Source organism: Pelagibius sp. CAU 1746 (assembly GCF_039839785.1).
Lineage (GTDB): Bacteria > Pseudomonadota > Alphaproteobacteria > Kiloniellales > Kiloniellaceae > Pelagibius.
This window is the reverse complement of the sequence record NZ_JBDOQT010000001.1, coordinates 1321818-1343724: the sequence shown is the minus strand read 5'-3', so window position 1 is coordinate 1343724 and position 21907 is coordinate 1321818. Positions and strand designations below refer to the sequence as shown.

Genomic DNA, 21907 nt, shown 5'->3' with positions numbered 1-21907 from the left:
CCATGCTGACCATCGGCCGCCTCAACGACCTGCCCCGCGTGCGCCACGGCTTCTTCTGCCGCGGCGGCGGCGTCAGCGAGGGGCTCTTCTCCAGCCTCAACTGCGGCTACGGTTCCGGCGACAAGCCGGAGAACGTCACCGAGAACCGGCGCCGCGCCATGGCGACGATCGACCTGGAAGGCGACCGCCTGGTCACCGCCTACCAGATCCATTCGCCGGACGTGGTGGAGGTGCGCGCGCCCTGGGCCCGCGACGAGGCCCCCAAGGCCGACGCCATGGTGACCCGCGAGCGCGGCATCGCCCTCGGCATCCTCACCGCCGACTGCGTGCCGGTGCTCTTCGCCGACGCCGAGGCCGGCGTCGTCGGCGCCGCCCATGCCGGCTGGAAGGGCGCGCTGAACGGGGTGGTGGCGGCCACCGTGGCGGCCATGGTCGAGCTGGGCGCCACGGCCGAGCGCATCGCCGCCGGCATCGGCCCGGCGATCTCCCAACGCTCCTACGAAGTCGGCCCCGAGTTCCCGGCCCCCTTCCTGGAGCAGGACCCGCAGAACGCGGACTTCTTCTGCCCCGGCCGGCGCGAGGGCCACTCCCACTTCGACATCAAGGGCTACGTCGCCCGGCGCCTCGGCGCCGCGGGCCTCAAGACCGTGCAGACCCTGCCCTGCGACACCTGCGCCGAGGAAGAACGCTTCTTCAGCTACCGCCGCTCCTGCCACCGCAAGGAGCCGGATTACGGCCGCGGCCTCTCCGCCATCTACCTGGAACCCTGACGCCCGAGAGAACCCCTCCATGCCCCTGCATTTCAGCGAAGAGGAGCTCGCCCGGCGGCGCGAGCGGACCTGCCGCCTGCTGGCCGAGACCGGCCTGGACGGCCTGCTGATCTTCCGGCAGGAAAGCATGTACTACCTGACTGGCTACGACACCTTCGGCTACTGCTTCTTCCAGTGCCTCTACCTGGGCGCCGACGGCCGCCTCATGCTGCTGACCCGGGCGCCGGACCTGCGCCAGGCGCAGCAGACCTCGATGATCCGGGACATCCGCATCTGGGTCGACGATCCCGATGCCGCGCCCGCCGCCGAGCTGCGCGAGATCCTGCGCGGCTTCGGCTGCGCCGGGAAGAAGCTGGGCGTGGAGTACGACGCCTACGGCCTGACCGCCGCCCAGGGCAAGCGCCTGGAGGCGGCCCTGGAGGGTTTCTGCGCCCTGGAGGACGCCTCCGGCCTGGTCAGCCGCCTGCGGGTGGTGAAGAGCCCGGCAGAGGTCGCCTATGTGCGCGAGGCAGCAAACCTGGCCGACGCCGCCTGGCAGGCCGCGCTCGACAGCGCCGGGCCGGGCGCCTTCGAGGGCGACGTCCTGGCCGCCATGCACGGCGCCATCTTCACCCGCGGCGGCGACGACCCCTCCAACGAGTTCATCATCGGCTCCGGCCCCGGCGCCCTCTTGTGCCGCTACTATTCCGGGCGGCGCCACCTGGATGCGCAGGACCAACTGACCCTGGAATGGGCCGGCACCTACCGCCACTACCATGCCGCCATGATGCGCACCCTGCCGATCGGCGGACCGCGGCCCCTGCACCGGGAGATGCACGCCGTGGCCCGCGACGCCCTGCTGGCGGTGGAGGACAAGCTGCGCCCCGGCAGGACCTTCGGCGAGGCCTTCGACGCCCACAGCCGGGTCATGGATGCCGCCGGCTACCAGGCCCACCGCATGAATGCCTGCGGCTATTCCCAGGGCACCACCTTCGCCCCGGTGTGGATGGACTGGCCGATGCTGTACCACGGCAATCCCGTGGTCTTCGAGCCGGGCATGACGATCTTCTGCCACATGATCCTCTTCAACTCCGAGGAAGGCGTGGCCATGACCCTGGGACGCACCAGCCTGGTCACCGAGGCGGCGGCGGAGCCCCTGTCCGGGGCCTCCCTGGAGCTGGAAACCCGCTAGCGGAAACCGGTAAGGTTAAGCCGCCCGGCGCCCCGGCGGGCCGCCCCCGGAGGGCGATTCGGGAGACCCCTTTTCGATGCCGCATCTGACCGTCTTCGTCCTTTTCCTCTGCCTCGGCCTGCTGGCCAGCTGCTTCCTGATCTAGGCCGGCCTGCCCGGGCCCCGGCAAGCGCCCCCGCCGGACGTCTCCGAACCACAGCCGGAAGGCTAGTTTTTAACCGCCTTCTCCCCCCTGGCAGCGACCCTCCCGACACCCTCGGGGGCGGCCGCCGGGATGCCTCCAGAAAGTCCGGCCAAGGCCGTTTACAGGGCCGGAAGGCATTGATATGGTCCGCCCGCCTGGGCCCCAGGGGACGCGTGAGACGGACGAGATTTCGCCGCGCCAGACGATCCACGCCCAGCAAAACGGGCACTAAGGATACCGCCATGAAAATCATGACCGGGAACAGCAATCGGCCTTTGGCCGAGGCGATTTCCGCCTTTCTGAACCTGGAACTGACCAAGGCCAGCGTGCGCCGTTTCTCGGACATGGAGGTCTTCGTCGAAATCCACGAGAACGTGCGTGGCGAGGACGTCTTCATCATCCAGTCCACCTCCTATCCGGCCAACGACAACCTGATGGAGCTGCTGGTCGCCATGGACGCCCTGAAGCGGGCCTCGGCGCGGCGCATCACGGCGGTCCTGCCCTACTTCGGCTACGCCCGCCAGGACCGCAAGTCCGCCCCCCGGACCCCGATCTCGGCCAAGCTGGTGGCCAATCTGATCACCTCGGCCGGGGCCGACCGGGTGCTGACCCTGGAACTCCACGCCGGGCAGATTCAGGGCTTCTTCGATATTCCGACCGACAACCTCTTCGCGACGCCGGTCTTCACCAAGGACATCCTGGAGCGCAACGGCAAGGACGACCTGACCATCGTCTCCCCCGACGTGGGCGGCGTGGTGCGGGCCCGGGCCATCGCCAAACCGCTTGACGCCGACCTTGCGATCATCGATAAGCGCCGCGAACGTGCCGGGGTTTCCGAGGTGATGAACATCATCGGCGACGTCCGGGGCCGGCGCTGCATCCTGGTGGATGACATCGTCGACTCGGCCGGGACCCTTTGCAACGCGGCCGTCGCCTTGAAGGAGGCCGGCGCCACTTCCGTGTCCGCCTATGTCACCCACGGGGTGCTCTCGGGCGGAGCCGTGGCGCGGGTGTCCTCCTCCCCGCTGGAGGAGCTGGTCATGACCGACAGCATCCAGGCGACCGAGGCGGTGCGGGTGGCCCAGAACATCCGCCAGATTTCGATCGCCCCGCTGATCGGCGATGCCATGCAGCGCATCAGCGACGAGCGCTCGGTTTCGAGTTTGTTTAACGTTCCGGCCATGTAAGGCCGTTAGAACGTCGTTTTACGAGCTTTTCCGATGCCGGCACCCCTGGAGGCCGGGTCGGGCGAGGCGGAGGCCGGCAGGGTGCCGGCATCCGGTTCAATCAGTCAAGGAGTTAGACAATGGCTGACGTAGTTGAATTTCCCGCGGCTTCGCGGGAGCGGGCCGGGAAGGGGCCAGCCCGTGCCGCACGTCGCGCCGGGCAGGTGCCGGGCGTGATTTACGGCGCGAAAAAGGATCCTACCCTGATTTCCGTCGAGGAGCGGCAGTTGAACAAGCTGCTGCACCAGGGCGGTTTTTTCTCCACCCTCTTCGACGTGAAGGTCGATGGCGGCAAGAGCGAGCGGGCCCTGGCCCGCGACGTGCAGTTCGATCCGGTGACCGACAATCCGGTCCACATCGACTTCCTGCGCGTCTCCGCAGCCACCAGCGTCCACGTCGAGGTGGCGGTCCACTTCATCAATGAAGACACCTGCCCGGGCCTGAAGGAAGGCGGCGTGCTGAACGTGGTGCGCCACGAGATCGAACTGGCCTGCCGGGCGGACGCCATTCCGTCGCAGATCGACATCGACCTGGCCGGTCTGCAGATCGGCGACGGCGTGCACATCTCCATGGTGAAGCTGCCGGACGGCGTGGCGCCGACCATCACCGACCGCGACTTCACCATCGCGACCATCGCCGCCCCCACCGTGGTGCGCGAAGAGGCCGCGGAGGAACAGGAGGGCGAAGCCGAGGCGGCAGCCGAGGCGCCCGCCGAGGAAGAGTCCAAAGAGGACTAAGCCGACCCAAAGGGGGTGGCCAGCATGTTGTTGCTTGCCGGGCTCGGCAACCCGGGCCCCCGCTACGCGGACAACCGGCACAATATCGGCTTCATGGCGGTGGACGAGATCGTCCGCCGCCATTCCTTTTCGCCCTGGCGCAGCCGCTTCCAGGCGGATTGCGCCGAAGGCCGCCTTGGCGGCGAGAAGGTGCTGGCCCTGAAGCCCCAGACCTATATGAACGAGTCCGGCCGCGCGGTCGGCGAGGCCCTGCGCTTCTTCAAGCTGGCGCCGGAAGACGTCATCGTGCTCTACGACGAGATCGACCTGGCGCCCGGCAAGATCCGCGTGAAGCAGGGCGGCGGCAGCGGCGGCCACAATGGCATCCGTTCCATCGACTCCCACATCGGCAACAACTTCTGGCGGCTGCGCCTGGGCGTCGGCCATCCCGGCCAGAAGGAACTCGTGCACGGCCACGTGCTGGGCGACTTCGCCAAGGCCGACAAGGTCTGGCTGGAGAAGCTGCTGGACGCGGTGGCCGGCGAGATCCCCGCCCTGGTCGAGGGCGACGCCCCGCGCTTCATGTCGCGGGTCGCCGAACTCACCGCTCCCCCCCGGCCCAAGAAGCCGAAGCCCGCCGCGAAGCCAGCGCCCGAGGACGGCGGCGCCGGCGATGCGGCCCCCTCCCCCTCCGTATCCCCCAGCAAAAGCGACGACTGACCTATGGGTTTCAATTGCGGTATCGTCGGGCTGCCCAACGTCGGCAAGTCCACCCTCTTCAACGCCCTGACCGAGACGGCCCAGGCGGAGGCGGCCAACTATCCCTTCTGCACCATCGAGCCCAACGTGGGGCGGGTGCCGGTGCCCGACGCGCGCCTGGACAAGCTGGCGGCCATCGCCAAGTCGGCCAAGACCATCCCCACCTTCCTGGAGTTCGTCGACATCGCCGGGCTGGTGCGCGGCGCCTCCAAGGGCGAGGGTCTGGGCAACCAGTTCCTGGCCAACATCCGCGAGGTCGACGCCATCGTCCACGTGCTGCGCTGCTTTGAGGGCGAGGTCACCCACGTCGACGGCTCGGTCGACCCGATCCGCGACGCCGAGACGGTGGAGACCGAGCTGATGCTGGCCGACCTGGATTCGGCCATGAAGCAGCGTGACGCCGCCATCAAGAAGGCACGCGGCAACGACAAGGAAGCCAAGGAGCGCCTGACGGTGCTGGAGCCCGTCATCGAAGCGCTGGAGGCCGGCAAGCCGGCGCGCAGCGTGGAGATCGCCGACGACCTGAAGCCGGTCTTCCGCCAGTTGCAGCTCCTGAGCGCCAAGCCGGTGCTCTACGCGGCCAACGTCGACGAGGAGTCCGCGGCCACGGGCAACAAGTACTCGGCCCTGGTCGAGCAGCGCGCCGCCGAGACCGGCGGGGCCTGCGTGGTGGTCTCCGCCGCCATCGAGGCCGAGGTCGCCGCGCTGGGCGACCCCGAGGAGAAAAAAGAATTCCTGGAGAGCCTGGGCCTGGAGGAAACGGGCCTCGCCCGCGTCATCCGCGCCGGCTACCAGCTTCTCGACCTCATCACCTTCTTCACCGTGGGGCCCAAGGAGGCCCGCGCCTGGACCGTGCGCCGCGCCAGCAAGGCGCCGCAGGCCGCCGGCGTCATCCACAGCGACTTCGAGCGCGGCTTCATCCGCGCCGAGACCATCGCCTACGACGACTTCATCGCCTGCGGCGGCGAGCAAGGCGCCAAGGATGCCGGCAAGATGCGCGCCGAAGGCAAGGACTACGTGGCGAAAGACGGCGACGTCTTCCATTTCCGCTTCAACGTATAGGTCCTGTACCCTAGCCGGACCCGCTCTCCATCTGCTAAGGCTTGTCCGGCGAACAGCCGATCAAGGGGCAGACGACGGGAGCGGCAGATGGGCGACTACAGCGCCGAAACAGTGAAACTGACGGCGGACGACGGGCACAGCTTCGACGCCTACGTAGCGCGGCCTTCCGACCAGCCGAGAGCCGGCCTGGTGGTGATCCAGGAGATCTTCGGCGTCAACGTGCACATCCGCGGCGTCGCCGACAGCTTCGCCGCCGAGGGCTGCCTCGCCATCGCCCCCGCCCTCTTCGACCGGATCGAGCCCGGCATCGAGCTGGGCTATGCCCCCGACGACGTCGCACGCGGCCGCGCCCTCAAAGATGAGATCGCCTGGGACCGGGCGCTGGCCGACATCGCCGCGGCCCTGGGCTTCGTCGCCGGGGCCGGCAAGGCCGGCGTGGTCGGCTACTGCTGGGGCGGCTCGCTGGCCTGGCTGGCCGCCACCCGCCTGAAGCCCGCCGCGGCCGTCTGCTATTACGGCGGCGCCATCTACGAACACCGCGACGAGCAGCCGAACTGCCCGGTGATGTTCCACTTCGGCGAGCAGGACGCCGGCATCCCGATGGATCAGGTGAAGGCTGTGGGCGAGACCCACCCGGAGGAAGAGCTCTACACCTACCCGGCCGGCCACGGCTTCAACTGCGACATGCGCGGCTCCTACCACGCCGAAAGCGCCGCCCTGGCCCGTGAACGGACCCTTACCTTCCTCAAGCGCACCCTTGGTTGACAGCCGGCGGATGAAGACTTGCGGGGGTGTTGTCCTGCGCCTATCTGCCAAGGCATGGCTCCGCGCGTCACCGCCCTGCTGCTGACGCTGCTGCTGGCGGCCTGCGCCGCGCCGCAGCCGAGCCTCTATGCGCCCCTGGCGAGCCGCGACGGCTATGCGGACGAGGTGCTGGGCAAGGGGCTCTACCGAGTGAGTTTCCAGGGCAATGCCGCCACGTCGCGCGAGCGGGTACAAGACTACTGCCTGTTCCGTGCCGCCGAGTTGGCATTGGAGGTGGGCGCAGAGAAGTTCGTTGTGCACGACAAGCTGGTCGAACGCTTCACCCAGGTGACGCGGGAGACCTACGACGGCTGGGGCGATCGCTACTATTACGACCGGCAATACCGCCACTACAGGCCCTACCCGCCGCCGAGCTATCGGCGCGAGCGCACCACCTTCCGCGCGCAGCTGACCATCGAGCCCTTCTCGGGCCGTCCGCCCGCCCAGTCCTCCAGCGGCTTTCAGATCTACGACGCCCGGGCCACCTACCGGCAGTTCGCCCCGCGCATCGAGCGCCCGGCGGAAAAGTAACGCGGGCAGCCCATGCTTCGAGACGGCGCTGCCGCGCCTCCTCAGCATGAGGCCGGAAGCTCAGGGTAGCAACAACGGCGACCTAAGCCTCTTCGGTGAATTCCATCAGCACTCCGCAGGCGGCCTGGGCGGGGACGCGCAGCAGGCGCGGGCCGTCCCAGTGCACCGGCATGTGGTTGCGCTCCAGCGTGGTGGCGCAGAGGCCCAGGTCCTCGACGGCGACGCGCAGGGCCGCCAGCCAGGGCGTCGGCTGGCGCGGCGCGCCGACCAGGCCCGGGTGCAGGGCGCCCAGCATCTCCGCCGTGGTGAAGCGCAGCCAGACGCTGCCTCTCCCTGAATCTCCTCCGGCACCGCCACAGTCGACCTCCACCACGCCGTCGCCGGCGCGCACCCGGTCGAAGCCGAACAGCTCGGCATAGGGAATCGCCAGCGCGGAGGGGTCCTTGACCACCGAGGTCATGGCGATGAGGCCGCGCGCGCTGTTGGCGTGCTTGCACCATTCCGGGCGCCACACCAGTTCCGGCGTCAGATGCTGGCAGATGAAGGCCGAGGTTCCGGGGGTCGCCTCCGGCGGCAGGTGCAGCAGCTTGAAACGCGGCCAGACCTCGCCCTCCGGATCCTCCAGGATGCGCTTCAGGTCGCGCATCTCGCCCGGCTCGATGCCGGCACGGCGCAGCGCGCGCTCGGCCAGCATCACGTCGTCGCTGGCGAAAGCGAGGCCCAGCAGACCCTCGCGGGACTCCAGGAAGCGGTTGAGGTTGTTGGTGAACTGCGAAGGATCGACGATGCCCAGCAGCTCGATGTAGTCGTCGGGAAACATGATGCAGTAGTTGGCGGTGCCCCAGCCGATGTGACGGCCGCGCGCCGAAACGGTGAAGCCGAGGCGCGCGTAGGTCTGGCGCGCCGCCTCCAGGTCGCGCACGCCGACCAGCACGTGGTCGATGCCGCGCAGCGGCCGCGCCGTCTCCAAGCCCTTCTCACCGACCATCAGCTTCATATCCCGCGCCTCCTCCGGCATCGATCCCTCCGCTCGCCAGGCCGCGCGCGCATCAGTCGCCGATCACGCGCCCGGCGACGGCGTCCAGCCGGGCCAGCACCTCCGGGTCGCGGGCCTCGCCGTGGGTGATCAGCGCGGCGTCCAGGGCGTGGTGACAGCCCTTGCCGCAGGCGGCCGTACGTCCGGCCAGCTTGGGCACCACCTGCTTGACCAGGGCGCGCGCCTTGTCGGCGTTGTCCAGCAGCGTCTTCACCACCTGGTCCACGGTGACATGGTCGTGCTCGTCATGCCAGCAGTCATAGTCGGTAACCATGGCCACGGTCGCGTAGCAAACTTCGGCTTCGCGGGCGAGCTTGGCCTCGGGCATGTTGGTCATGCCGATGACGTCGCAGCCCCAGGAACGGTAGAGTTCCGATTCGGCGCGCGTCGAGAACTGCGGGCCTTCCATGACCATGTAGGTGCCGGCGCGCTTGGCCGGCAGGCCGAGCTCCGCCGCCGCGGCCTCCAGGTGGTCGCCCAGACGTCCGCAGACCGGGTCGGCCATGGAGACATGGGCCACCATGCCGGTCCCGAAGAAGGACTTCTGGCGGGCGAAGGTGCGGTCGATGAACTGGTCGGCGATGACGAAGGTGCCCGGCGGCAGGTCCGCGCGCAGCGAGCCCACGGCGCTCAAGGAGAGTATCTCAGTCACCCCGGCGCGCTTCAGCGCGTCGATGTTGGCGCGGAAGTTCAGTTCGGAGGGCGGGATCTTGTGGCCGCGGCCATGGCGCGGCAGGAAGACCAGGCGCTGGCCGTCCAGTTCGCCGAAGAGGCAGGCGTCGGAGGGGTCCCCGAAGCTGGAGCGCAGGCGCCGCCACTCGGCGTTCTGCAGCCCTTCGATCTCGTAGATGCCGCTGCCGCCGATGATGCCGATCACCGGCGGGGTCCCGGGCTCCGCCATTTGCTGCCCCCCTTATTGGCTGTTTCGGGGAATCCCTTTAGCCGACCGGGCCCGCCTTGCCAAGGCGCGCCCCGCCGGACAAAGGAAAAAGGCCGCCCGAAGAGGCGGCCTTTCCCTCGATCTGCGGCGCCGGGCAGGCGTCCTAGTGGACGTCGGCCCAGACCTTGCGCTTGGCGGCGTAGAGCACGCCGGTGAAGACCACCAGGAAGATCAGCACCTTGATGCCCATGCCCTTGCGGTCCTCCAGCTTCGGCTCGGCCGTCCACATGAGGAAGTGGGAGACGTCCTTGGCCATCTGCTCCACCGTCGCCGGGGTGCCGTCGGCATAGCTGACGCCGTCTTCGAAAAGCGGCGCGGCCATGGCGATCTGGTGGCCCGGGAAGTAGAGATTGTAGTTGTCCCCCGGGAAGTCCGCCGGCGGTTCCTCATAGCCGGTCATCAGCGCGTAGAGGTAGGTCGGCCCGCCCATGCGCGCCTTGGCCATGAGCGAGAGGTCCGGCGGCGCGGCACCGCCGTTGGAGGCCGCGGCAGCCTTGTCGTTGGGGAAGGGCGAGGGGAAGTAGTCCGAAGGCCGGCCTTCCCGTTCGAACATCTCGCCTTCGTCATTGGGGCCGTCGACGACCGTATACTCGGCGGCGATGGCCTTGATCTCGTCCTCGTCGTAGCCGAGGTCGGAGAGGTTGCGGAACGCCACGTACTTCAGGCTGTGGCAGGCCGAGCAGACCTCGCGGTAGACCTGAAGGCCGCGCTGCATCGCAGGGCGGTCGAAGGTGCCGAAGGGCCCGTCGAAGCTCCATTCCATCTGCGGCAGGGCCGGGCCTTCCCCGGCCGCGCGGGCGCCGGAGGACACGGTGGCGATGGCGGCAAGGGCCGCAAATCCGAAAATCAATCCCTTGCGCATCAGGCCTTCTCCATCGGCTGGGTTGTGGCCCCGGCGATAGAGCCGCCGCCTTGCAGGACGGGCTCGCTGATCGAGGTCGGCAGCGGCCTGGGCCGTTCGAAGACGCCGAGCAGCGGCAGGATGATGAGGAAGTGAAGGAAATACCAGGCCGTGGCGATACGGCCGACGATCAGCCATACGCCCTCGGGCGGCTTGGCGCCGACGATGCCCAACACCACGGCATCGACCAGCAGCAGCACGAAGAACAGCCGGAAGATCGGGCGGAACTTGCCGCTCTTGACCGGCGAACGGTCGAGCCACGGCAGGATGAAGAGCACCAGGATCGACCCGAACATGGCGATGACGCCCAGCAGCTTGTCCGGGATCGAGCGCAGGATCGCGTAGAACGGCAGGAAGTACCATTCGGGCACGATGTGCGCCGGCGTCGCCAAGGGGTCGGCCGGAATGTAGTTGTCCGGATGGCCCATGTAGTTCGGTGCGTAGAAGACCACCGCGGCGAAGAGGATCAGGAAGACCCCCAGGCCGAAGGCGTCCTTGGCCGTGTAGTAGGGGTGGAAGGGGATCTTGTCCTGCGGTCCCTTGGGGTCGATGCCCAGCGGATTGTTGGAGCCGAACTGGTGCAGCGCCCAGATGTGCAGCACCACCACGGCCACGATAACGAAGGGCAGCAGGTAATGCAGGGCGAAGAAGCGGTTCAGCGTCGGGTTGTCGACGGTGAAGCCGCCCCACAGCCAGGTGACGATGCCCTCGCCGAAGAACGGCACGGCGGAGAACAGGTTGGTGATCACCTTGGCGCCCCAGAAGCTCATCTGGCCCCAGGGCAGCACGTAGCCCATGAAGGCGGTCGCCATCATCAGCAGCAGGATCACCACGCCCAGCATCCACAGCAGCTCGCGCGGCGCCTTGTAGGAGCCGTAGTAGAGCCCGCGGAAGATGTGAATGTAGACGACGATGAAGAAGAAGGAGGCGCCGTTCATGTGGATGTAACGGATCAGCCAGCCGTAGTTCACGTCGCGCATGATGCGCTCGACCTGATCGAAGGCGAGATCGACGTGAGCGGTGTACTGCATGGCCAGCACGATGCCGGTGACGATCATGATCACCAGCGTGAGGCCCGCCAGGGAGCCGAAGTTCCACAGGTAGCTGAGGTTCTTGGGCGCCGGATAGCCGGAGCCGACGGAATGATCGATGAAGGAGAACACCGGCATGCGGTGCTCGATCCACTTGATCACGCGGCTGTTGGTCTGAAATTCGCTCATTCTCCGAACTCCCCTTAGCCGATCACGATGGTCGTGTCGCCGGTGAACTCGTAGGGAGGCACAGGCAGGTTGAGCGGAGCCGGGCCCTTGCGGATGCGCCCGGAGGTGTCGTAGTGGGAGCCGTGGCAGGGGCAGAACCAGCCGCCGAACTCGCCGCGGCTCTGGCCCGGCTTCTGGCCCAGCGGCACGCAGCCCAGATGGGTGCAGACGCCGATGACCACCAGCCATTCGGGCTTCTCCACGCGCGCGTCGTCGGCCTGCGGGTCGGGCAGATCGTCCAGAGACACGGACTCCGCGGCCTGAATCTGATCGGCCGTGCGGTGGTCGATGAACACCGGATTGCCGCGCCAGGTCACCGTGATGCGCTGGCCCACCTCGATGGGCGAGATGTCGACCTCGGTCGACGCCAGCGCCAGAACCTCGGCCGACGGGTTCATCGTGTCAATCAGCGGCCAGGCCACGCTCGCGGCTCCCACTGCGCCCATGGCCCCCGCGGCCAGGTACAAGAAATCGCGCCGCGTCTCGCCGGTTCCGGCCTGCGCAGGTGTGGCGGTATCTGCCATGCGTCTTTTCCCCTACGATCCCTCAATTGGAGCCCTGCGGCACAGGGCCCCGACCAAATGCTTCCGAGGCTTGCGCCCCGGCGGCATGATCCAGACCCTAGTGCGCGACAAAGCCCCGGGGGTGCGACAAGCTGCCGCAGCCGAGGCCCGAATGCCCCTTTGTGGGGCTGGATATAGAGGAAATTTCCTTGGAACGCAAAGCTCCTTCGCACCAGCACCGACGATACGAATCGCACGCTAGCCGCTGCCGGGAACAAGGGCAGTGTGATACCGCTGGAGGCCTCGCCGTGCGCGCCGGCCGCACCGCGGCGCTCCCTGTGCGGCAGCCGGCTGGTACGGTCGAAAAGCCGATCCGCCGATACAACCGAACATGACAGCGGATAGTCATTGCCGAAGCGGTCAAACTGAGCATTCTACCCCACCATGCGCCTGGCTCTTTATCAGCCCGACATCCCGCAAAACTGCGGCGCCCTGATCCGCCTCACCGCCTGCCTGGGCGTCGGGCTGGATATCATCGAGCCTTGCGGTTTTCTGCTGGACGACAAGCGGCTGAAGCGCGCCGGACTGGACTATCACAGCCAGGCCAGCCTGCGGCGGCATCGCTCCTGGACCGCTTTCCAGGCCACTCGGCAGGCCGCGGGCAAGGAGGCCGGCGCCGCCGGCGGCCGCCTGCTGCTGTTGACCACCGGGGGCGATCGGCCCTACACCCACTTCGCCTACGCGTCCGGCGACATCCTGCTGCTGGGGCGCGAATCGGCGGGCGTGCCCGAAGAGGTGCACGCGGCGGCGGATGCCCGCCTCGTCATACCGGTGCAAGCCGGCTGCCGCTCCTTGAACGTGGCCCAGGCCGCCGCCATGGTCCTGGGCGAGGCCCTGCGCCAGACCTCGGCTTTTCCCGAGGGCCCGCAGGGCCCCACAGAGACAGATGTAGAGTGATCCGACGATGACCGACGCCGTAGCCCCCGAAACCGTCGAAGACCGCAAGGCCCGGGCCCGGGCTTGGTTCGAGGAACTGCGCGACCGGATCTGCGCCGCCTTCGAGGCCCTGGAGGACAAGTTGGGCGGCGCCAACGCCGAGCGCTTCGCCGAGGTGCCGCCGGGCCGCTTCGAGCGCAAGGCCTGGGACAGACCGGAAGGCGGCGGCGGCGTCATGTCGATCATGCGCGGCCGGGTCTTCGAGAAGGTCGGCGTCAACGTCTCCACGGTCCACGGGACCTTCTCGCCCGACTTCGCCAAGCAGATCCCCGGCGCCGAGGAAGATCCGCGCTTCTGGGCCAGCGGCATCTCGCTGGTCGCGCACCTGCGCTCGCCCCTGGTGCCGGCGGTGCACATGAACACCCGCCACATCGTCACCACCAAGTCCTGGTTCGGCGGCGGCGGCGATCTCAATCCCATGTACCCGGTCGAAGAAGACACCGCGGACTTCCACGCCGCCTTCAAGGCCGCCTGCGACAGCCACGACCCGGACTACTATCCGAAGTTCAAGAAGTGGTGCGACGAATACTTCTTCATTCCCCACCGCGGCGAGGCGCGCGGCGTGGGCGGCATCTTCTACGACTACCTGGACAGCGGCGACTGGGAGGACGACTTCGCCTTCACCCAGGACGTCGGCCGCGCCTTCCTGGAGATCTACCCGCAGCTCGTGCGCCGTCACATGGCCGAGCCCTGGAGCGAGGAGCAGCGCCGCCATCAACTGTTCCGCCGCGGCCGCTACGCCGAGTTCAACCTGCTCTACGACCGCGGCACCAAGTTCGGCCTGCAGACCGGCGGCAATGTCGAGGCCATTCTCATGAGCCTGCCGCCCGAGGCCGCCTGGCCGTGATGCCAGACTGTTCTGAGCCGGATCGGACCGTTGCCCTGACCTCACTATGCCAGCGAGCATCGCACCAGCGACTCAATTGCCTCCGCCTGTCACCCTCGGGCTTGTCCCGAGGGTCCATGGCCCCGCCGTGCGCTGGCCTCTCCCATGGATCCTCGCAACAAGTGCGAGGATGACCGTTGGTGTTGTGGCTGCGGCCGTGCGTGCCCGGCAACCGCAGGAAACACGTTGACCCCATTGCGGGCGCCTCGTCAGGCGGAAAGTCTGCTTATTTCAGGTTCCCGGCGCCTTGGGCGGTTCGGGGGAGATGCGGTCGGCCAGCTCCTTGAGCTGTAGCAGGCAGGCGGCGCGGTCGGGCAGGAAGTCCTCGCCGATCCACCATTCCTCCACGGCGCGCAGCAGGGCGCCGACGTCGGGCCCGGCGCTGTAGCCGAGCTTCAGCACATCGCCGCCGGACAACGGAAACCTGCGCGGCAGCCAGGCCGCGGCCGCCGCTAGCCCCGCCTCGAGCCCGGCCTTCGCCGCCGGCCTGGCCGCCTCTTCGCCCGCGGCCAGCCGCAGATAGGCCATCACCAAGGCGACGCGAAAGCGGTCCGCGCCGGCGCGGTAGAGCGCGGCGGAGAGTGCGTGGCGCACCGCCGGGTCGTCGCGGCCGCGGCACAGCACCGCCGCCGCCTCGCCCAGGGTCTTCTCCGGCGCGCCCAGCAGCTCCAGCTCCGCGGTCTCGGCGTTGGAGAGGCGCAGGCGCTGGGCCACGGCGCGGGCGACCGCGGCGCCGGGGCGCAGCAGCGTCGCCAGACGCAGCACCGCGTCCTCGCGTCCCCACTGCCCGGGATGGGGCAGATCGAGGTCCATGAGCCGGCGCAGCACCGCGGTGCCCGCGATCTCCGGCAGGATCGGCTCCAGGATACGCTCGGCCAGCATCAGCTCCAGCACCGGCAAGGGGTCGGGGGCGCCTAGCAGGCGCAGGATCTCGCTGCGCACCCGCTCGCCCGAGAGGCCGCTCAGCTTGGGCGCCAGCTCGCGCGCCACCGCCAGGGTCGCCGCGTCCGGCGGCAGCCGCCCGTAGTAGGCCTGGAATCGGAAGAAGCGCAGCAGGCGCAGATAGTCTTCCTCGATGCGGTCGCGCGGGTCGCCGACGAAGTGGACCCGCCCGGCCGCCAGGTCGGCCAATCCGCCGAAGGGATCGAAGAGCCGACCGTCGGGACTGCAGGACATGGCGTTGAAGGTCAGGTCGCGGCGCGCCGCGTCGGCCAGCCAGTCGTCGGTGAAGGCGACGACGGCGCGCCGCCCGTCGGTCTCCAGGTCCATGCGCAGGGTGGTGATCTCGAAGGGATGGTGGCCGCTCACCGCGGTCACCGTGCCGTGGTCCAGCCCCGTCGGGACCGCCTTGATGCCGGCGGCCCGCAGCAGCTCCATGACCTTTTCCGGGCGGTCCGGCGTCGCCAGGTCGACGTCCTTCACCGGGCGCCCGGCCAGGGCGTCGCGCACGCAGCCGCCGACGAAGCGCACCTCGCTTCCCTCGGCGGTCAGCGCCTCGACCACCGCCTGGGTTTCCGGCGCGGTCATCCAGGGCTGCGGCTCGAGCCGTTGCGCTGTGCTGCCTGCAGTCATGGAGTCCTCTGGTCCGATTCGATCTTGGTCCGATCTCCTGGGAGGGCAGCCTGCCGGGCCGCGCCCTGCAGCGCAACCGCTGCGCCTCCGCCGGGCCTCCGCCCGGCTATTGCCCCGCCGGGTGGCTTGGCACCACGACGCCGTCGACCAGCGCCGGCGGCACCAGTTCGGTTCCGGCGGGATATCCGGTGGTGAGATAGAGATAGAACAGGCCGCCCAGCGCGCCGGCCAGCCCCGCGGCCAGCATCCAGGGCCAGGGCGACTCCCGCCAGTCCAGGATCAGCTCCCCGCCCTTTACCTTGTGCTGCACAAGCCACACCCAGGCCGCATAGACCACGAAGGGAAGGATCAGCGGCAGCAACACCATCAACAGAACGCGCAGCATGGAACTCCCTTCAAGACCGCAGCAGGTCCGGCTGCAGCAGCACCTCGGAGAGGTTCGACAGCATACCCGCGGTGGCGCCCCAGATGTAATAGTCGCCGAAAGGATAGGCATAGAAGAAGCGCTCCGCGCCACGGAACATGCGGCTGTGCAGTTCCCGGTTGGCGGGATCCAGAAAGAAGGCGAGCGGCACCTCGAAGATCTCGTCCACCTCGCCCTGCTCGGGCTGCAGCTCGAAAGGCGGCTGCAGCAGGCCGACCACCGGCACCACCCGGAAGCCGGTGCGCACCAGATAGGTGTCGAGCCGTCCCACCACGGTCACGCGGTCGGGCGGCAGACCGACTTCCTCCCGCGCTTCGCGCAGGGCTGCCGCCTCGGCGTCGGCATCTTCGGGATCGACGCCACCGCCGGGAAAACTGATCTGCCCCGGATGATCGGGCAGATGCTTCGCGCGCCGGGTCAGCAGCACCGTCAGCTCGCCGGGACGCCGGATGATAGGCACCAGAACCGCCGCTTCGCGCAGCGGCGCGTCGGGATCGTAGAGGCCGGGGTTGAGGTCGTGGTCGCCGCGCGGCATCGCCTGGCGCATATCCTCTTCCGCCGAGGCCGGTCCGCTGGGCGCGACCCGGGTGCCCGGCGCCGGCAGGCGCGACAGCCGCGCCACCAGATCATCGGATTGCCACATCCCGCTCACGCCGCGGCCCTGCTCATGCCGCCGCGCCCAGCGGGAAGAACACGCCCTTGCTCCATACACCCAGACAATTGGCCTCCTTTGCCGCTTCGTCTCCGTCCCGCGGCGACTCCACCGCCAATCCCGCCAGTTCATAGTACACCGGACGCAAGATCAGCGCCTCCAGCCGGTCGCGCACCAGGATATAGGGTGCCGGCGCGCCGCTGTCAGGGTCCTCAACCACCCGTAGAGGGTGCGCCGGGCCGGCTTCCACCCAGTCGTCCAGGTTGGTACGGAAGGCCAGGACCTGGCCGCGGCCCTCGCCCTTCACGGAAAGTTCAACCGCGGTAAAGGGCGCGGCCTCCACCTCGATACGGCCTTTTTCGACCGGTGTGCGCAGCCAGAAGCCGCCGTCATCGTCTCGCCACAAAACCGAGGCAAAGAGCTTCACCAGGGATTTGCGGCGGATCGGCGCGCCCTCGTGATACCAGGTGCCGTCCCGGGCAATACGAATGTCGAAATCGCCGGCCGGCGGGATTTCTGTCTGTCCTGGCGACTGGTCAGCGGGCATGGAAAGCCTTATCTTTAGGTTCAGCGTACGTGATTTTGGTTGCGATTCGCCGCCGGGCAAAGGCCCGGCCGCGCTTTTGCCGGGGTCCCCCCAGCCATGGGGGCCCAGTGATCGGTCCCTGCCGGCATCCGGCAAGATGACCACGGCCCCCTGTAACCGCTGGGAGACAGTGCCCCGTGACGACGACGCCCACGCTACCCACCGAAGACATCGACGACGCCAAGCTGGCCGGCCAGATCGAAGATCTGGGCCATAAGCTCGGCCTCGTGCGGCAGTCTATCGGCCAGGTGATTTTCGGCCAACAGGAGGTGATCGATCAAACGCTGATCACGCTGCTGGCCGGCGGCCATGCACTGCTGATCGGCGTGCCGGGGCTGGCCAAGACCCGGCTGGTGGAGACCCTGGGCACCGTCTTCGGGCTGGAGGACAAGCGTGTCCAGTGTACGCCCGACCTCATGCCCGCCGACATCCTCGGCTCGGAAGTGCTGGAGGAGAGCGAGACCGGACGGCGGTCCTTCCGCTTCATTCCCGGCCCGGTGTTCTGCCAGCTTCTCATGGCCGACGAAATCAACCGCGCCAGCCCGCGCACGCAGTCGGCGCTGCTGCAGGCCATGCAGGAACGCCGCGTCACCGTTTCCGGCCACCCGCACGACCTGCCGACGCCCTTCCACGTGCTGGCGACGCAGAACCCGCTGGAGCAGGAGGGCACCTATCCCCTGCCCGAAGCGCAGCTCGACCGCTTCCTGCTGGAGGTCGACGTCGGCTATCCGGAACTGGAGGCCGAGCGGCAGATGCTGATCGAGACGACCGGCGCCCACGAAAGCCGGGCCAAGGCGGTGATGACGCCGGAGGAACTGATGGCCGCGCAGCATCTGGTGCGCCGCGTGCCGGTCGGCGAAAGCGTGGTCGAGACCATCCTCGCCATCGTGCGCAACGGCCGCCCCGAGGTCAGCGAGTTGGAGGAAGTGCGCAGCCAGGTGTCCTGGGGCCCGGGGCCACGCGCCAGCCAGGCATTGATGCTGGCGGTGCGCGCCAGGGCCCTGATGGACGGCCGCCTCGCGCCCTCCGTCGACGACGTGATCCACTTGGCGCGGCCGGTGCTGAAGCATCGCATGGCGCTGAGCTTTGCGGCGCGCGCCGATGGCGTGACCCTGGATCACATCATCGCCCACCTGACCGCCCCCTACGCTTGACCGCGTAAGATCGAACGGCGACGGAGACTCCAAGCCGCCTATGACGAACACCCTCCCGCTGCGGCATCGCGCCGAGCAACTGGCCGCCACCCTGCCGCCGCTACTGGTGGCGGCGGAACGGGTCGCCGCCAGCGTGGCCCAGGGCGTCCACGGCCGGCGCCGGGTGGGACAGGGCGAAACCTTCTGGCAGTACCGGCACTACGACCTGGGCGACCGGCCGCAGTCGATCGACTGGCGACAGTCCGCCAAATCCGACATGGTCTTCGTGCGCGAGATGGAGTGGGAAGCCGCCCAGTCGGTATGGATCTGGCGCGACGCCTCGCCCTCCATGTCTTGGACCTCCGACCGCAACCACCAGAGCAAGCGCCAGCGCGCCGACCTGCTGACCCTGGCCCTCTCGGTGCTGCTGATGCGCGGCGGCGAGCACATCGCCCTGCTGGGTTCCGGGCTCAGACCCTCGGCCAGCCGCGCCACCCTTACCAAGATCGCCACCCTGATCGAGAACGCCGCGGCGACGACCGAAGCGGGCGGTGCGCGGGCGGGTTCGGAAGGCCCGGAGGAAGCGCCGGCGAGCGACAACCTGCCACCCGCGCTGCCCCTGCCGCGCAGCGCCCAGGTGGTCTTCATCAGCGACTTCCTGGCGCCTTTGGAAGAGATCGACAAGGCGCTGCGCTACTACGGAGAGGCCGGCTTGCGCGGCGCGCTGTTGCAAGTGCTCGACCCGGCCGAGGAGAGCCTGCCTTACGACGGACGCGTGCGCTTCGACGGCCTGGAGCACGAACCCCCCTGGCTGGTGTCGAAGGTGGAGGCCGTGCGCGGCGACTACGCCCGCCGCCTCAACGCCCAGCGTGAAGGCCTGCGCGACATCTGCCGGGCGCTGGGCTGGGGCTGCGACTTCCATCGCAGCGACCAGCCGCCGCAGGCGGCGCTGCTGCGCCTCTACACCACGCTCTCCCAGGCGGTGCCATGCTGAACTTCGGGCTCCTCGCCTTCGCGCAGCCCTGGCTGCTGCTGGCCCTGGCGGGGCTGCCGCTGCTGTGGCTGCTGCTGCGGCTGACGCCGCCGGCGCCCCGGCGCCTGACCTTCCCCGCAGTGCGCCTGCTGGCCGGCCTCAAGGTGCCCGAGGAGACTCCGGCACGCACGCCCTGGTGGCTGCTGCTGCTGCGGCTGTTCATCGTCGCCCTGATCATTCTCGGCCTCGCCCAGCCGCTGCTCAATCCGGCGGCGCAGCTCTCCGGCAGCGGCCCGATGATGCTGGTCATCGACGACGGCTGGGCCTCGGCGCGCTTCTGGCCGGCGCGCCAGATCGCCGCCGCCAACCTGCTGGCCCAGGCCGAGCGCGAGGACCGCCCGGTGATCCTGCTCACCACCGCTCCGGGCACCCAGGACACGCCGCCGGAGACCAGCGGCCTGCTGCCGGCGGCCGAGGCGCGGCGCCTGCTGCAAGGCCTGAAGCCGAAGCCCTGGCCGGTCGACCGCGAAGCCGCCCAAGCCGCGGTGGAAGACCTTCGGATCGACGGCACGGCCCACGTGGTCTGGCTGTCCGACGGCCTGGACGCCCCGGGCAGCGCCGGCTTCGCCGCCGCCCTGCAGCGTCTCGGGCGCCTGCACGTGCTGCGCGAGGAGAGTGCCGGCCTGGCTCATCTCGCCCTCGCCCCCGACACCGAGGGCGTCGATCTGGTGGCCCGCGCCCTGCGCGCCGACGGCCAAGGCGCCAGCCAGGCCGCGGTCCTGGCCATCGGCGGCGACGGACGCATCATCACCCGCGCGCCGCTGCTCTTCGAGCCCGGCGAGACCGAAGCCCGCGCGCTGCTGGATCTGCCGACCGAGATGCGCAACCGCATCGCCCTGCTCTCCATCGAGGGCGAGACCACCGCCGGCGCCACGGTGCTGCTGGACGAGCGCTGGCGGCGCCGCCCGGTCGGCTTGGTCTCCATCGGCGGCGAGCAGGAGGCGCAGCCTCTGCTGAGCGAAACCTACTACCTGCAAAGCGCCCTGGAGCCCTTTACGGAGCTGCGCAAGGGCAGCGTCGAGGACCTGCTGCAGCGCCAGCTCGCGGTGCTGGCGCTGCCCGACAGCATCACCCTCAGCCCCGACGAGCGCGGGCGGATCGCCGACTGGGTGAGCCGCGGCGGCCTGCTGCTGCGCTTCGCCGGGCCGCACAGCGTCGCCCAGCCGCCCGCCGGCGGAGCCGCGGCAGGAGGGGGCGACGACCTGCTGCCGGTGCGCCTGCGCGGCGGCGACCGGATCCTGGGCGGCGCCTTGACCTGGGACACCCCGGCGCGCCTCGCCCCCTTCGCCGCGGACAGCCCCTTCGCCGACCTGGCCCTGCCCGACGACGTCGTCATCCGCCGCCAGGTGTTGGCCGAGCCGTCCTTGGACCTGGGCGAGAAGACCTGGGCGCGGCTCAGCGACGGCACACCCCTGGTCACCGCCGACCGGCGCGGCGAGGGCTGGCTGGTGCTGTTCCACACCACCGCCAACACCGACTGGTCGAACCTGCCGATCTCCGGCCTCTTCGTCGAGATGCTGCGCCGGGTCATGGCGATCAGCCAGGGCGTCGAGGGCGGCTCCGGCGGCGCCGCCCTGCCGCCGATCGAGGTCATGGACGGTTTCGGCAGCCTCGGCGCGCCGCCGGCCACGGTGCTGGCCCTAGAGACCGGAGGCGAGGCCGGCGGGGGCCGGGAAAGCCCCCTGGGGCCGCGCCATCCGCCCGGTTACTACGGCAACGACAGCCTGCGCCAGGCCCACAACCTCAGCCGCTTCGTCGGCGAGTTGACGCCGCTGCGCGGCCTGCCCGCGGGGGTCACCACCGCCCTGTACCAGGACAGCCCGGAACAGGACTTGAAGCCCTGGCTGCTGGCCGCCGCCCTCTTCCTCGCCCTGCTCGATCTGCTGATCTCCCTGGCGCTGCGCGGGCTGCTGCGCCCCGGCGGCGGCGTCGCCGCGGCCAGCGCCACCGGCGCCCTGCTGCTGGGCCTGGGTCTCGGCGCGGCGGGCCTCGCCCCGGCGGCGCCCGCCCTGGCGCAGGCGCGCGACGACGGGCGCACCCTGGAAGCGACGCTGATGACCCGGCTGGCCTATGTCGAAACCGGCGACCCCGCGGTCGACGAGATCAGCCGCGCCGGACTGATGGGCCTGACGCGGGTGCTGGAGCGCCGCACATCGGTGGAGGCCGGCCCGCCGCTGGGCATCGTGCTGGGGCGCGACGACATGGCTTTCTTCCCGCTGGTCTACTGGCCGGTGACGGCCTCCCAGCCGGCGCCCAGCCAGGCCGCCATAGATCAGGTGAACTTCTTCCTGGACCATGGCGGCACCATCCTTTTCGACCTGCGCGAATCCAGCGCCGGCGCGCAAATCTTCGGCGGCGGCAGCCAGGGCACCCAGCACCTGCGGCGCCTGACCCAGGGCATCGCCATACCGCCGCTGGAGCCGGTGCCGGTCGACCACGTGCTGCGCAAGGCCTTCTACCTGATGGAGGACTTTCCCGGCCGCTTCGTCGGCGGCACCCTGTGGCTGGAGGCGCCGGGCGAGAACGTCAACGACGGCGTCGCCTCCATCCTCATCGGCTCCAACGACTGGGCGGGCGCCTGGGCGGTGAACGAACTGGGCCGTCCGCTGAACGCGGTGGTGCCCGGCGGCCCGCGGCAGCGCGAAATGGCCTACCGCTTCGGTATCAACCTGGTGATGTACGCCCTGACCGGCAACTACAAGGCCGATCAGGTCCACATCCCCTTCATCTTGGAACGGCTGGGACAATGACGCGGCGCCCGCC

22 protein-coding genes are annotated in these 21907 nt (G+C 69.3%); 13 read left to right on the top strand and 9 right to left on the bottom strand.

Features of this window, described 5'->3' with window-relative positions:
• The first annotated feature begins 2 nt into the window (after positions 1 to 2).
• The 8 genes from pgeF (at position 3) to AAFN88_RS06400 (ending at position 7223) form a co-directional block, all read left to right on the top strand.
• Entirely contained in the window at positions 3 to 770 is a 768-nt protein-coding gene (pgeF, locus tag AAFN88_RS06435) for a peptidoglycan editing factor PgeF (RefSeq protein ID WP_347519162.1), read from the top strand.
• Positions 771 to 789: 19 nt separating this feature from the next.
• Positions 790 to 1941 (top strand): Xaa-Pro peptidase family protein, encoded by a 1152-nt coding sequence (locus tag AAFN88_RS06430; RefSeq protein WP_347519160.1) that lies wholly within the window; start codon positions 790 to 792, stop codon positions 1939 to 1941.
• 426 nt (positions 1942 to 2367) lie between these two features.
• On the top strand, positions 2368 to 3312 hold the full coding sequence (locus AAFN88_RS06425; RefSeq protein ID WP_347519158.1) for a ribose-phosphate pyrophosphokinase: 945 nt from the start codon (positions 2368 to 2370) through the stop codon (positions 3310 to 3312).
• A gap of 119 nt (positions 3313 to 3431) precedes the next feature.
• On the top strand, positions 3432 to 4088 hold the full coding sequence (locus AAFN88_RS06420; RefSeq protein ID WP_347519156.1) for a 50S ribosomal protein L25/general stress protein Ctc: 657 nt from the start codon (positions 3432 to 3434) through the stop codon (positions 4086 to 4088).
• A 24-nt stretch (positions 4089 to 4112) separates the two neighbouring features.
• Complete coding sequence (gene pth, locus AAFN88_RS06415) at positions 4113 to 4787, top strand: aminoacyl-tRNA hydrolase (protein ID WP_347519154.1); 675 nt, start codon at positions 4113 to 4115, stop codon at positions 4785 to 4787.
• A 3-nt stretch (positions 4788 to 4790) separates the two neighbouring features.
• On the top strand, positions 4791 to 5888 hold the full coding sequence (gene ychF / locus AAFN88_RS06410; protein ID WP_347519152.1) for a redox-regulated ATPase YchF: 1098 nt from the start codon (positions 4791 to 4793) through the stop codon (positions 5886 to 5888).
• Positions 5889 to 5975: 87 nt separating this feature from the next.
• A complete protein-coding gene (locus AAFN88_RS06405) occupies positions 5976 to 6653 on the top strand; it encodes a dienelactone hydrolase family protein (protein WP_347519150.1) in 678 nt (225 codons plus the stop codon).
• Between the two features lie 54 nt (positions 6654 to 6707).
• Positions 6708 to 7223: a hypothetical protein gene (locus AAFN88_RS06400; RefSeq protein ID WP_347519148.1), complete on the top strand. Its 516-nt coding sequence runs from the start codon at positions 6708 to 6710 to the stop codon at positions 7221 to 7223.
• A gap of 82 nt (positions 7224 to 7305) precedes the next feature.
• Here the strand turns inward: AAFN88_RS06400 and AAFN88_RS06395 are convergent, their stop codons facing one another.
• The 5 genes from AAFN88_RS06395 to petA all read right to left on the bottom strand — a co-directional run bounded on the left by AAFN88_RS06395 (position 7306) and on the right by petA (position 11883).
• Positions 7306 to 8220, bottom strand: coding sequence for a VOC family protein (locus AAFN88_RS06395; RefSeq protein ID WP_347519147.1), 915 nt, complete (start codon positions 8218 to 8220; stop codon positions 7306 to 7308).
• Positions 8221 to 8272: 52 nt separating this feature from the next.
• Complete coding sequence (locus AAFN88_RS06390) at positions 8273 to 9160, bottom strand: S-methyl-5'-thioadenosine phosphorylase (RefSeq protein ID WP_347519145.1); 888 nt, start codon at positions 9158 to 9160, stop codon at positions 8273 to 8275.
• A gap of 142 nt (positions 9161 to 9302) precedes the next feature.
• Positions 9303 to 10061 carry a cytochrome c1 gene (locus AAFN88_RS06385; RefSeq protein WP_347519143.1) on the bottom strand — a complete coding sequence of 253 codons (759 nt, stop codon included), beginning with the start codon at positions 10059 to 10061 and terminating at the stop codon, positions 9303 to 9305.
• Positions 10061 to 11320, bottom strand: a complete 1260-nt coding sequence (locus AAFN88_RS06380; protein ID WP_347519142.1) for a cytochrome b/b6 — start codon at positions 11318 to 11320, stop codon at positions 10061 to 10063. Before AAFN88_RS06380 ends, AAFN88_RS06385 begins: the two co-directional genes overlap by 1 nt.
• A 14-nt stretch (positions 11321 to 11334) precedes the next feature.
• Entirely contained in the window at positions 11335 to 11883 is a 549-nt protein-coding gene (petA, locus tag AAFN88_RS06375; protein WP_347519140.1) for a ubiquinol-cytochrome c reductase iron-sulfur subunit, read from the bottom strand.
• Between the two features lie 423 nt (positions 11884 to 12306).
• On the opposite strand from petA, the gene AAFN88_RS06370 reads away from it, so the two are divergent.
• Positions 12307 to 12819, top strand: coding sequence for a tRNA (cytidine(34)-2'-O)-methyltransferase (locus AAFN88_RS06370; RefSeq protein WP_347519138.1), 513 nt, complete (start codon positions 12307 to 12309; stop codon positions 12817 to 12819).
• Between the two features lie 7 nt (positions 12820 to 12826).
• Positions 12827 to 13705, top strand: coding sequence for an oxygen-dependent coproporphyrinogen oxidase (gene hemF / locus AAFN88_RS06365; protein WP_347519136.1), 879 nt, complete (start codon positions 12827 to 12829; stop codon positions 13703 to 13705).
• 270 nt (positions 13706 to 13975) lie between these two features.
• Here hemF and AAFN88_RS06360 read toward each other — a convergent pair whose 3' ends face one another.
• The 4 genes from AAFN88_RS06360 to AAFN88_RS06345 all read right to left on the bottom strand — a co-directional run bounded on the left by AAFN88_RS06360 (position 13976) and on the right by AAFN88_RS06345 (position 17083).
• Positions 13976 to 15316, bottom strand: a complete 1341-nt coding sequence (locus tag AAFN88_RS06360; RefSeq protein WP_347519134.1) for a CCA tRNA nucleotidyltransferase — start codon at positions 15314 to 15316, stop codon at positions 13976 to 13978.
• A gap of 106 nt (positions 15317 to 15422) precedes the next feature.
• Positions 15423 to 15701: a hypothetical protein gene (locus AAFN88_RS06355; protein ID WP_347519133.1), complete on the bottom strand. Its 279-nt coding sequence runs from the start codon at positions 15699 to 15701 to the stop codon at positions 15423 to 15425.
• A gap of 10 nt (positions 15702 to 15711) precedes the next feature.
• Positions 15712 to 16383 carry a CoA pyrophosphatase gene (locus tag AAFN88_RS06350; RefSeq protein ID WP_347519131.1) on the bottom strand — a complete coding sequence of 224 codons (672 nt, stop codon included), beginning with the start codon at positions 16381 to 16383 and terminating at the stop codon, positions 15712 to 15714.
• A 22-nt stretch (positions 16384 to 16405) separates the two neighbouring features.
• Positions 16406 to 17083 carry a DUF1285 domain-containing protein gene (locus AAFN88_RS06345; RefSeq protein WP_347519130.1) on the bottom strand — a complete coding sequence of 226 codons (678 nt, stop codon included), beginning with the start codon at positions 17081 to 17083 and terminating at the stop codon, positions 16406 to 16408.
• Between the two features lie 32 nt (positions 17084 to 17115).
• Here AAFN88_RS06345 and AAFN88_RS06340 point away from each other — a divergent pair, with 32 nt between their 5' ends.
• Genes AAFN88_RS06340 through AAFN88_RS06330 form a run of 3 tightly spaced genes read left to right on the top strand, consistent with a single transcriptional unit; the run spans position 17116 to position 21894 of the window.
• Positions 17116 to 18132, top strand: a complete 1017-nt coding sequence (locus AAFN88_RS06340) for a MoxR family ATPase (protein ID WP_347519128.1) — start codon at positions 17116 to 17118, stop codon at positions 18130 to 18132.
• Between the two features lie 40 nt (positions 18133 to 18172).
• Positions 18173 to 19105 carry a DUF58 domain-containing protein gene (locus AAFN88_RS06335; RefSeq protein ID WP_347519127.1) on the top strand — a complete coding sequence of 311 codons (933 nt, stop codon included), beginning with the start codon at positions 18173 to 18175 and terminating at the stop codon, positions 19103 to 19105.
• Positions 19099 to 21894, top strand: a complete 2796-nt coding sequence (locus AAFN88_RS06330; RefSeq protein ID WP_347519126.1) for a DUF4159 domain-containing protein — start codon at positions 19099 to 19101, stop codon at positions 21892 to 21894. The genes AAFN88_RS06335 and AAFN88_RS06330 overlap by 7 nt, the downstream gene beginning before the upstream one ends.
• Positions 21895 to 21907 lie beyond the last annotated feature (13 nt).